This is a genomic window from Variovorax sp. Soil_C_12 (assembly GCF_057657375.1).
The window spans coordinates 189,971-199,148 of sequence record NZ_JBDGIO010000006.1 but is presented as its reverse complement, the minus strand read 5'-3'; the positions used below and the strand labels follow the sequence as shown (position 1 = coordinate 199,148).

The window sequence follows — 9,178 nt, the reverse complement described above, 5'->3', positions numbered from 1 at the left end:
CGACCGTCAAGGCTCGTCTTCGACTTGCCGACGACGCGCGACCAGTTCGAGGAAGCCGGTCGCCGCATCAGGCTCGCGCAGCAGCTCCCATCCCGGTGCCTGCGCAAGAAGGACTTCGGCGGTGGTCCTGATCACATTGCCGTACACGACGTGCCCACCCCTGACGTCTCCCGCTGAAGACGCGATGCTCATGTGCAGATGGGCGCCCTGAGGGGTGACGGTGCCTGACAGCGTGAGGATCTCGAACGGGCCCTCGTAACGCGCCTCCTCGCTCTCTCCGGCGAGTCGGAGTCTTGGATCGATGAGACTGCCGATCCCGCACAGGACGAAGGCGCCATCCGGGAATTGATCACGGGCCAGTGACTCCAGCGCGTGCCTGAGATCGCAGCCGGGCGGAAGGCGAACGGGCAGTGGGCGCATGCGCAAAGCGTACACGACGGTCGGATCGTTGTTCCACGGGGGATGGACGGCGCTGCTGTCCTACGCCCAGTAGGCATCAGCCTACATGCAGACCGCACTCAGACGAAGCGCTGCCTGCCGCCACCTGCCTCAGGATGGCCGGTCTTTCCGGCGTGCCCAAGAACGCCGCGCACCCCGTCATTGAGGACCTCCATCTTGAGCAAGCCGCAGCTGCTGGCATTCCTGTTGCCGCAATTCCATCGCATTCCCGAGAACGACAAATGGTGGGGCGAAGGCTTCACCGAGTGGACGAACGTCAGAAAGGCGCAGCCGAGATTCCGCGGCCATCGCCAGCCGCGAATTCCGCTGGACGGCCATTACTACGACCTGTCGGATCCCCGCACGCAGGACTGGCAGGCCGATCTCGCCAAGGCGCACGGCCTGGGCGGCTTCTGCTACTACCACTACTGGTTCGCAGGCCGGCAGCTGCTGGAAAGGCCCGTGGATTCGATCCTGCGACGGCGCGCGCCCGACTTCCCGTTCTGTCTCGCATGGGCCAACGAGCCCTGGACCCGTGTCTGGGATGGCGGCGACCGCGACATCCTGATGCCGCAGAGCTATGGCGACAGAAGCGATTGGGAAGCGCACTTCCGCTATCTCGAGAAGGCGTTTCGAGACCCACGCTACATCCGGGTGGACGGCTGCCCGGTGATCCTCTTCTATCGAAGCGCCAGCATTGCCGAGTGCGAGGACATGCTGGACTGCTGGCGCAACCTGGCGGTGCAGTCCGGCTTTGCGGGGCTGCACGTCGTGAGCATGCTGACAGTGTTCGGCCGCGATGCGCGCAGCCATCTGTTCGATGCCTATGTCGAGTTCGAGCCCTTCTACACGCAGGCGCACCTGCCTGTGCATCTGAGGGTTTCCGAGAAGCTCGCGAACGGCGCCAGCCGGCTGTGCTGGAAGTATTTTGGAAGAGGCCCCTATGCGCCCCGAAGCAGGGACTACCGATCGATGTGGCGCGAAATTGCCAGTCGGCCCCGGCCTCCTCGCCACTACCCCGGCGCATTCGTGGACTGGGACAACACGCCGCGCAGGCGACTGGACACGAGCCTGGTCATGCGGAACGTGGACGTCGCCACATTCCAGGACGGCTTCGCTCAGCTCTACGAGGGGGCGAGTCGCGCCGGAACGCGCTTCATCTTCATCAACGCCTGGAACGAATGGGCGGAAGGCACCTACCTGGAACCGGACGAAGAGCTCGGCACGGCCTATCTGGATGCCATCAGCGCCGTGGTCGGCCGCAACGCATGACCCCCACATCTCGCCGACGGCCACCTCCCACAGCTGCAGGCGCCCCTGCCGGACAGGGCGCAGCACGAGCCCTCCCCTATGGTCCCTCCCGGACTGGCGCTCGAAGCCAGCTCCTTTGTCAGTGACCATTCATCAAGAAAGGGACCGTCACACATGAAGCAACAACACCACAACCGCATTGCCCTCGGCGCCCTGCTCGCCGGCCTTCTGGCCGCCAGCGGATTCGCTGCCAACGCGCAAACCGTGCAGACGCCGAAGGTCGGTGTCGGCGTGGGCGTGCAGGCCGACGTCAACGCAGCGGGCGGCGCGGATGCGAGAACGCCGCAGCAACAGCAGCGCGGCACGCGTGCCGGCGGGTCTGCGCAGACGCGGACGGGTGCGAGTGCAGGTGCCGACACGGGCACGAGCAGTGGCTCGCCTGCCAGCACGGTCGGCAATACGCTGGGCGGTGTGGGCTCCACGCTGAGCGGCGGGGTGCAGGGCGCGACCGGCGCGGTCGGCGGTGCCACCAACGCGGTGGGCGGCGCAACGAATGCCGTGGGCGGCGCGGTGCAGGGCGCGACCGGGGCCGTGGGCGCCGGTGCCGGCGGCCAGGCACAAGGCTCGGGTGCGATCGGCGTGAAGAAGTAAGCCAGCGATCGAGAAAGCAGAGCCCGCAGCGCTCACGCGTTTCGGGCTCTTTTGCTGGACGCAGCTCAGTGCGCAGGCAGCCGTGGATGCTCGAAGAAGAAGCGCAGCATTTCAGCGCTCGCATCCGGGCCGCGGGCGTCGGTGTAAGAACCCTTGGCGCTGCCGCCCGCCCATGCATGAGGCGCTCCGTGTACCGTCCAGTGCTCGGCAAGCACCCGTCCGTCAGCGGATCGGTGCAAGCGGCGCGTCGAGGCGCGCGCGCCGCTGCCGTTCACATGCTGGATCTCGACCGTGGTCGTGTCCCCGACGCTGGCTGCGATGACCTGTTCGCCATTGCTCGCATGGACGGTTGCATCGGCATCGCCGTGGAAGACGATGGTGGGCATGCCGCTGGCAGCACTGCCGGCGAGAACACCGCCGCTCTTCATCGCCATCAGCGCAGCGGGCAGGTCGGATGCGGCACCGGCCGCCAGGCCGGAGTGGACGCCGACGGCCGCGTACAGGTCGGGATACGCTTCGCCGAGGATCGCGGCCATCGCGCCGCCCGCCGAAAGCCCTGCGACATACACGCGTTGCGGATCGATCGCGTATTGCGCCATGACCGCGCGCGTCATTCCCGCCAGGAGCGCCGGCTCGCCGCGATCGCGCTTCTGATGGCTGTGCTTGAACCAGCTCCAGCACGCTTGAGGATTCGCACGGCGCGACTGCGCGGGATACAGCACGAAGAAGCCCTGCGCCAGCGCAGCCTCGTTCATCCCTGTTCCGGCGGCGAAGTCGTCGGGGTTCTGAGTGCAGCCGTGCAGCATCACGACCAGCGGCAGGGGGCGCTGGCCCGCCTCGGGCGGAACGTAGAGCTTGTAGTCGCGGCAGCCGGCTGCGTCAGAAAAACTGCCGGCAATGAATCGGCCCGGAACGGGGACAGGGTCGTACGCCGCAGGCGCATCGTCGAAGATGCCGGGCGGTGGTGGCTCGGGGACTTGCCTGGCCTCCACGTCGATCACGCCGCTTGTTTCATTGGTGTTCGATGGCACAACAGGTCCACGCCCGCGACTCAGCGCGGCCTGGATCGCGGCGGTTGCCGCGCGCAGGTCGCCGGTGCGTGTCAGGCGGGTTGCTTCTGCCATCAAGTGCTTGAAGTCGAAGTTCATGGGGGCCTTCAGGTTGGGGTTCGTCAGTGGATGCGTGCGGCCAGGGCCGCCTTGACGGCGGGACTCGCGTGGAGCGCGCCCAGTACCGTGATGGATTCGATGGTGGCGAGCGCAAGCGCCGGCGTGACATCGGGCGCAATCACGGCCAAGCCGAGCACGCGTATCTGCAGCATCTGACCGGCCACTTTGGTGGCCTGCAGGTCGGCAGCGCCGTAGTGCTGGATGCCGAGCACCAACGACTTGCGCGACGCGACCTGGCGCACCACGTCGACCTGCGCGGCGAGTTGGTTGCGTATGGCCGTGCGAATCAGATCGGTGCGATTGGCATAGAAGCCTTCCTGCACCAGGAGGTCGATCTGGCCGAGGTCCACGCAACCGACGTTGATGGTGATCTTTTCGTCTGCGGGCCTGGGCGAGGCCATGAGGGAAGCGCTTTTGCGAGGCATGCGGCCATCCTAACACCATCCAAGTGGATGGTGCAAGGAAGGCAAGTAGATGCCACAAGGAGGGTCGGATCAGGAGCTGAGCGTCTGCGCTTTTGGAAGCAGAATCACTTTTCTTAACTTGCACCCCGGGGGACGGCCAGATGGAAATGGAAGACATCAACGCGCGACTGCGTGCGCTCGAATTGCGGGCTGTCGCCCAAACCACGGCGATCGCGGTTCTGCTCCACGAGCAGCCCAATGCGTCGGCAAAGCTGCACCTGGTCGCCGAGCATCTTGTCGATGCCCCCCCGGTCCCGCTGTCCGACGAGGACCTGGTCAAAGTCGCGGCCTACATACAAGCCATGCTCGGCGGTCCCTGGATCGAATGACCGCGGGAGATGCTGCGGCGCCGGCCATGTTCGAGAATCGCCCGATGTCCGAAGTCCTCATCTATCACAACCCCGCCTGCGGCACCTCGCGCAATACGCTGGCGCTGATCCGCCATGCGGGCATCGAGCCCACCGTTGTCGAATACCTGAAAACGCCGCCGAGCCGCGAGCAGCTGCGCGAGATCGCGGCGGCCACGGGGCAGCCCTTGCGCGCGCTGCTGCGCGAGAAGGGAACGCCCTACGCCGAGCTGGAGCTGGGCAACCCGAAGTGGAGCGATGACGAGCTGCTCGACTTCATCGCACAGCACCCGATCCTGATGAACCGCCCGATCGTGGTGACGCCGCTGGGCACCAAGCTGTGCCGGCCGTCCGAGGAAGTGCTGGAGATCCTGCCCGCGGGCAAGACGGCACCCTTCACCAAGGAAGACGGCGAGCGCATCGAGGACAGCGGGGAGCGCCGCGCGGGATGATGAGCCGATGGAAAGGTTCAGCCGACCGGCGCGGCCATGGCCAAAGCAGCTGCCAAGCCCTCGGCCCCCGACCATGCGCCGTACGCGAAGCGTGCGGGTGCCGAACGGCCGCCACTCTGGCCAGTCCATGCATGAGTCAGCCGCCGCTCTTGACCTCAAAAAGATCCTCAAGATCGGCTTGCAACGTCGGCCTCGCCTTCAACAAGCGCTGAAACCAGGGCTCAGCGCGATCGCCAGCAGGCCACTGCCTGGTTCTTGGATCCAGCTCGACCATTCGCTGGAATGTCGATCGTGCCTTGGCATCGTCTCCAGTGAGGTACTGAAAAATACCTTGCGAATAGAGGACGGAAGACATCTCGCCGCCACTGAGGGCCTGCGCGGCGCGCTCGGCTCGCCCAAAATGGTACTCAGCGGACTTGATGTACTTGCCGTCGTTGACGCCTGCAACCATGTACAGCCTCGCCGCATTCAACTGGGTCCAAACGCCGGAGAACTTCCTGACCAGCATGCCGTTGCGATCGGCGGACTCGAGCAGGCGAAGCCCAGCCTCGGTATTGGCACCGCCCACGTAGCTTGCGAGCAAGCTCATGAAGACAAACTCGTCATCGGGCCGCAGGGCCAGCGCTTGCTCGAGATAGGTGGCTGCCGATGCCCATGAGGAGGCATTCATCCTCAGCTGAGCGTTCGACATGAGATCGAAGTACTCGGTGCCCTTCGTGACAGCCGAATCGACCCGCTTGCGAGCCTCCGTCTCGATATCCGACAACTTGGCCAGCCCAATGGCCGAGAGCGCCGTGACCGCAATGGACCCCACCCAGATGAATTGCCTGAACTGCTTTCGCAGGTCCTGAAGCTGGTCGCGCACCTGCTCGAGCGTCAATGCTTCGGTGGCGGATGGCGATTGGCTAACTGGCTTTTCCATGGATCGTCCCCTTTCTGTCGCGAAGCCGGCGTCAAGAGCAAGTAGCAGGCAAGAAGGAAACGCGAGGCCTGCAGCAAGATGCCCGCGCGCGTGGCAGCGTCATGATCCCACGCATCCAGGCTCGAGCGGAACTTGCGGGCCTCGATGTCACGGCTCGCGACCGTACGCGCTCGGGCGTAAGGCGCAACCCCCGTTCGGGGGAGGTATGGCCCAGCCCCCCGACGGCGCGTTCCCACAATGACGACCGGCCGGCGCGCACAGGGAGTGACGCAACGCTTGCCTACTGTTGGCCCAAGGCATGCTCATCCATGATGGACGACTTCGAATCCAGCGAGATCGACACCGGCGAGACGCGCATCTTCGTGCGCTGCCTCGGTGCCGGAGCGCCTTTGCTGCTGTTGCACGGCTTCCCGCAGACGCACCTCATGTGGCGCCAGGTCGCGCCACAACTGGCGCGCGACTTCAGAGTGGTCTGCGCCGACTTGCGCGGCTACGGCCGAAGCAGCTACCCGGCCTCGGCACCCGACCATGCACCGTACGCGAAGCGCGCGATGGCGCAGGACTTGGTGCAGGTGATGGGGCAACTTGGCTATTCGCACTTCTCAGTCGCGGGGCATGACCGCGGCGGGCGCGTCGCCTACCGCCTGGCACTCGACCATCCCCAGCGCGTGCAACGCCTCGCGGTGCTCGACATCCTGCCGACGGAGACGGTGTGGGCGCGCGCCGATGCGCGGCTCGCGCTGGGCTACTGGCCCTGGTCGCTGCTGGCGCAGCCCGAGCCGCTGCCGGAGCGCCTGCTGGCCGCGGCGCCCGAGGCGGTAGTCGACAACGCGCTCGACAGCTGGGGCTCGCCGGCCGGCGTGTTCGGCGAGGAGGTGCGTGCGGCGTACGTCGATGCGTTGCGCGATGCCGCACACGTGCATGCCATCTGCGAGGAGTACCGCGCCGCGGCCACGATCGATCGCGCGCATGACCAGGCCGATCTCGCAGCCGGCCGCCGCATCGGCTGCCCCGTGCTGGCGCTGTGGGGCGCGGGCGGCGCGCTCGACACCTGGTATGCCGGCGAAGGCGGGCCGCTCGCGTTGTGGCGCGCGTGGGCCGACGACGTGCAAGGCCACGCCATCGACGCGGGCCACTTTTCCCGGAAGAAGCGCCCGGCCCGACAGCCGAGGCATTGAGGCGCTTCTTCTTCCTGCTCCCCTGAGAACGGAGCACGCGTGTCGGCGCGTGCGGGGACCGGTGTGACAGCATGTGAAGGCCTTCGATCCTTGGTCTCATCGTAGGCACGTGCGTGCGTCTTGCCGATCCCGCGTTCGCGCGATGGCCCGGCGTTTGCCCCAGAATCGACGCGAGGCGGCTTGCCGCCGGCGGCCCATCATGCATTGCGGGCCCTGTTCGTCATGGCATCTACACGTCGAGGAGCACCATGGAAACCCCTGAAGAAGACGCACCGGACTCCCCGGCAAGCGAACCGCGCAGCAGTTCCTATCTAGAAGAAAAGGCCTTCAAGTCGCGCACGCTGCTGATCTTCGGCACGATTACCGACGTTGCGGCGCGCGACGCGACGCGCCGGCTGATCGCGCTGGACGCCGACAGCGACGCACCCATCGACATCCTGGTGAGCTCGCCGGGCGGCCACCTGGAGTCGGGCGATGCGATCCACGACGTGGTGCGCTTCATCGCGGCGCCGGTGCGCATGATCGGCACCGGCTGGGTGGGCAGCGCGGCCACGCACCTGTACCTGGCGGTGCCGCGCGAACGGCGCTTCTGCCTGCCGAACACGCGCTTCCTGATCCATCAGCCCAGCGGCGGCGCCGGCGGGCCGGCGAGCGACATCGCGATCCACGCGCAGGAGATCCTCAAGGCCCGCGAGCGCATCGCGCGCACCATCGCACGCGAGACCGGCAAGTCCTTCGAGGCGGTGATGTCCGACATCGAGCGCGACCGCTGGCTGTCGGCCGAGGAGGCGGTGGAGTACGGGCTGGTGTCGCGCATCATCGAGCGCAAGAGCGAGCTGCAAGCTTAGGCCGCCGGGCCGGAAATCGGTCGCGCTGACGACTACATGTGAAAACACTTTCGTCTCCTCGAAGCAGCACTGCAGCGGCGTGAATCATCGCATCGGGGCCGGAATGCTTGTCCTGCCTTGCAGCCTTGGATAAGGTTGCTGGTTTGCCCTCGACGCCTTGTCCCTGACGTCATGAACAAACCCCTCCTGACATCGCTTGCCCTTGCCGCCTGCTGCGCGACCTCCTTTGCCCAAACGCCGAAGCTCCCGCTCGAAAGCAACGACGAGGGCTCGATCTACGTCAGCCCCAACCTGTCCCCGACCGAGAAGGCGGCAACCGCGAACGGCGCGACGCTGGGCCTGCAGCGCAAGGACGGCAGCGGCGTCTATGGCGGCATGGACACCTCCGGCACGCGCCCGAACTACTCGCTGGGCGCGAGCACGGGCGGCGACGTCTCCTTCTCCGCCGGCGCGCACACGGACGGGAAGGACAACAAGGGCGTGAAGGCGGGGGTGACGATCCGTTACTAGGCGTTGCTAGAAAGGTGCCGACAGCTCGGCACCCTCTTCCGCATCGCTCGATGCCTGCAGCGCGGCCAGCTGCCGGCGCAGCGCCTCGTTCTCGGCCTTGAGCTCGGCCACGCGCCGGCGCAGGGCCTGGAGTTCGTCGCCGGGCTGCGCGCCCTCCTGAGGCGCCTCGGCGCCCTCCTCGCGCGGCTTGCGCTTCGATTCGCGCACGCGCTTGGCCGCGTGCTTGAGCTCGTCCTTGCCCGCGACCACGGCGGCGACCTGCTCCTCGGCCGGCAGGGTGGCCACGGCGGCCGCGGCGTTGATCGAGATGGTGCCGGACTTGACGGCCGCCACCAGCTCCGGCGCGGCCTGCTTCTGGATCTTTTCGATCATGACCACCTGGCTGCTGCTCAGGCGCGCGGCCTTGGCGACGGCCTCGCGGCTGTCGAGCGGAGCGGGCGGCGGGGCGCTGCCGATGGCTTCGGCCGAAGGTGCGCTCGCCGGCAGGTCGGGGGCCGGTGCCGGGCCGGCCGCTGCACGCGCGCGCCGCTCGGCAACGATCTCCTTCTTGCGCAGCGCCAGCACGCCGCGCTGAAAGTCGGAGATGCTGCGCCGGCCCAGGTGCTGGTCGATCATCCACAGATGCACGTCCTCGAGCGTGCGAAAGCGCGTGTTCTGCACGGTCTGGAAAGCCAGGCCGTGTTTGCGGCAGATGCCGTAGCGGTTGTGGCCATCCACCAGCACGTCGCCCCACAGCACCAGCGCATCGCGGCAGCCCTCGGCCAGCAGGCTGCGCTCCAGGGCTTCGTACTCCTGCGGGGTCAACGGGTCGATGTAGGCCTTGAGTTCTTCGTTGACGACGATGTCCATGGGTGCGCGAGCGGGGGTGGGGAGAAAGGGCCCGCATTGTAGAGAGGCCGGGCTTCGAGGAATCGGCGGGCAAGCGATTGCGCCCGATGCTGACGGTCG

At 66.9% G+C, this 9,178-nt stretch carries 12 protein-coding genes; 7 read left to right on the top strand and 5 right to left on the bottom strand.

Features of this window, described 5'->3' with window-relative positions; translation table 11 throughout:
- Window positions 1–6 precede the first annotated feature (6 nt).
- The gene (locus AC3A6X_RS18025) at window positions 7–420 is read right to left on the bottom strand and encodes a PPC domain-containing DNA-binding protein (protein WP_487843474.1); all 414 of its coding nucleotides are present in this window, start codon (window positions 418–420) and stop codon (window positions 7–9) included.
- Between the two features lie 195 nt (window positions 421–615).
- Here AC3A6X_RS18025 and AC3A6X_RS18020 point away from each other — a divergent pair, with 195 nt between their 5' ends.
- Window positions 616–1,710 carry a glycosyltransferase WbsX family protein gene (locus AC3A6X_RS18020; RefSeq protein ID WP_487843473.1) on the top strand — a complete coding sequence of 365 codons (1,095 nt, stop codon included), beginning with the start codon at window positions 616–618 and terminating at the stop codon, window positions 1,708–1,710.
- A 153-nt stretch (window positions 1,711–1,863) separates the two neighbouring features.
- On the top strand, window positions 1,864–2,340 hold the full coding sequence (locus tag AC3A6X_RS18015; RefSeq protein ID WP_487843472.1) for an adhesin: 477 nt from the start codon (window positions 1,864–1,866) through the stop codon (window positions 2,338–2,340).
- Window positions 2,341–2,405: 65 nt separating this feature from the next.
- Here the strand turns inward: AC3A6X_RS18015 and AC3A6X_RS18010 are convergent, their stop codons facing one another.
- Both AC3A6X_RS18010 and AC3A6X_RS18005 read right to left on the bottom strand, forming a co-directional pair.
- Window positions 2,406–3,488 carry an extracellular catalytic domain type 1 short-chain-length polyhydroxyalkanoate depolymerase gene (locus AC3A6X_RS18010; protein ID WP_487843471.1) on the bottom strand — a complete coding sequence of 361 codons (1,083 nt, stop codon included), beginning with the start codon at window positions 3,486–3,488 and terminating at the stop codon, window positions 2,406–2,408.
- Window positions 3,489–3,511: 23 nt separating this feature from the next.
- Entirely contained in the window at window positions 3,512–3,934 is a 423-nt protein-coding gene (locus AC3A6X_RS18005) for a CopG family transcriptional regulator (RefSeq protein ID WP_487843470.1), read from the bottom strand.
- A 146-nt stretch (window positions 3,935–4,080) separates the two neighbouring features.
- Between AC3A6X_RS18005 and AC3A6X_RS18000 the strand changes: the two genes are divergently transcribed.
- Both AC3A6X_RS18000 and arsC read left to right on the top strand, forming a co-directional pair.
- Window positions 4,081–4,302: a hypothetical protein gene (locus AC3A6X_RS18000; RefSeq protein ID WP_487843469.1), complete on the top strand. Its 222-nt coding sequence runs from the start codon at window positions 4,081–4,083 to the stop codon at window positions 4,300–4,302.
- A gap of 44 nt (window positions 4,303–4,346) precedes the next feature.
- Window positions 4,347–4,772, top strand: coding sequence for an arsenate reductase (glutaredoxin) (arsC, locus tag AC3A6X_RS17995; RefSeq protein ID WP_487843468.1), 426 nt, complete (start codon window positions 4,347–4,349; stop codon window positions 4,770–4,772).
- Window positions 4,773–4,908: 136 nt separating this feature from the next.
- On the opposite strand, the gene AC3A6X_RS17990 is transcribed toward arsC, so the two are convergent.
- A complete protein-coding gene (locus AC3A6X_RS17990) occupies window positions 4,909–5,694 on the bottom strand; it encodes a hypothetical protein (protein ID WP_487843467.1) in 786 nt (261 codons plus the stop codon).
- Between the two features lie 308 nt (window positions 5,695–6,002).
- On the opposite strand from AC3A6X_RS17990, the gene AC3A6X_RS17985 reads away from it, so the two are divergent.
- From AC3A6X_RS17985 to AC3A6X_RS17975, 3 genes are all read left to right on the top strand, one after another.
- Entirely contained in the window at window positions 6,003–6,872 is an 870-nt protein-coding gene (locus AC3A6X_RS17985; RefSeq protein ID WP_487843466.1) for an alpha/beta fold hydrolase, read from the top strand.
- A 248-nt stretch (window positions 6,873–7,120) separates the two neighbouring features.
- A complete protein-coding gene (locus tag AC3A6X_RS17980) occupies window positions 7,121–7,720 on the top strand; it encodes an ATP-dependent Clp protease proteolytic subunit (protein ID WP_487843465.1) in 600 nt (199 codons plus the stop codon).
- A 171-nt stretch (window positions 7,721–7,891) separates the two neighbouring features.
- Window positions 7,892–8,230: a hypothetical protein gene (locus AC3A6X_RS17975; protein WP_487843464.1), complete on the top strand. Its 339-nt coding sequence runs from the start codon at window positions 7,892–7,894 to the stop codon at window positions 8,228–8,230.
- Between the two features lie 6 nt (window positions 8,231–8,236).
- Here the strand turns inward: AC3A6X_RS17975 and AC3A6X_RS17970 are convergent, their stop codons facing one another.
- A complete protein-coding gene (locus AC3A6X_RS17970) occupies window positions 8,237–9,079 on the bottom strand; it encodes a ParB N-terminal domain-containing protein (RefSeq protein WP_487843463.1) in 843 nt (280 codons plus the stop codon).
- Between the last annotated feature and the right edge of the window lie 99 nt (window positions 9,080–9,178).

What these genes read in the sequence shown, in the direction of transcription:
- AC3A6X_RS17970 (WP_487843463.1), bottom strand. Translation starts at nt 9,079, where the DNA reads ATGGACATCGTCGTCAACGAAGAACTCAAGGCCTACATCGACCCGTTG.
- AC3A6X_RS18000 (WP_487843469.1), top strand. Translation starts at nt 4,081, where the DNA reads ATGGAAGACATCAACGCGCGACTGCGTGCGCTCGAATTGCGGGCTGTC.
- AC3A6X_RS17975 (WP_487843464.1), top strand. Translation starts at nt 7,892, where the DNA reads ATGAACAAACCCCTCCTGACATCGCTTGCCCTTGCCGCCTGCTGCGCG.
- AC3A6X_RS17990 (WP_487843467.1), bottom strand. Translation starts at nt 5,694, where the DNA reads ATGGAAAAGCCAGTTAGCCAATCGCCATCCGCCACCGAAGCATTGACG.
- AC3A6X_RS17980 (WP_487843465.1), top strand. Translation starts at nt 7,121, where the DNA reads ATGGAAACCCCTGAAGAAGACGCACCGGACTCCCCGGCAAGCGAACCG.
- AC3A6X_RS18005 (WP_487843470.1), bottom strand. Translation starts at nt 3,934, where the DNA reads ATGCCTCGCAAAAGCGCTTCCCTCATGGCCTCGCCCAGGCCCGCAGAC.
- AC3A6X_RS18010 (WP_487843471.1), bottom strand. Translation starts at nt 3,488, where the DNA reads ATGAACTTCGACTTCAAGCACTTGATGGCAGAAGCAACCCGCCTGACA.
- arsC (WP_487843468.1), top strand. Translation starts at nt 4,347, where the DNA reads ATGTCCGAAGTCCTCATCTATCACAACCCCGCCTGCGGCACCTCGCGC.
- AC3A6X_RS18025 (WP_487843474.1), bottom strand. Translation starts at nt 420, where the DNA reads ATGCGCCCACTGCCCGTTCGCCTTCCGCCCGGCTGCGATCTCAGGCAC.
- AC3A6X_RS17985 (WP_487843466.1), top strand. Translation starts at nt 6,003, where the DNA reads ATGATGGACGACTTCGAATCCAGCGAGATCGACACCGGCGAGACGCGC.
- AC3A6X_RS18015 (WP_487843472.1), top strand. Translation starts at nt 1,864, where the DNA reads ATGAAGCAACAACACCACAACCGCATTGCCCTCGGCGCCCTGCTCGCC.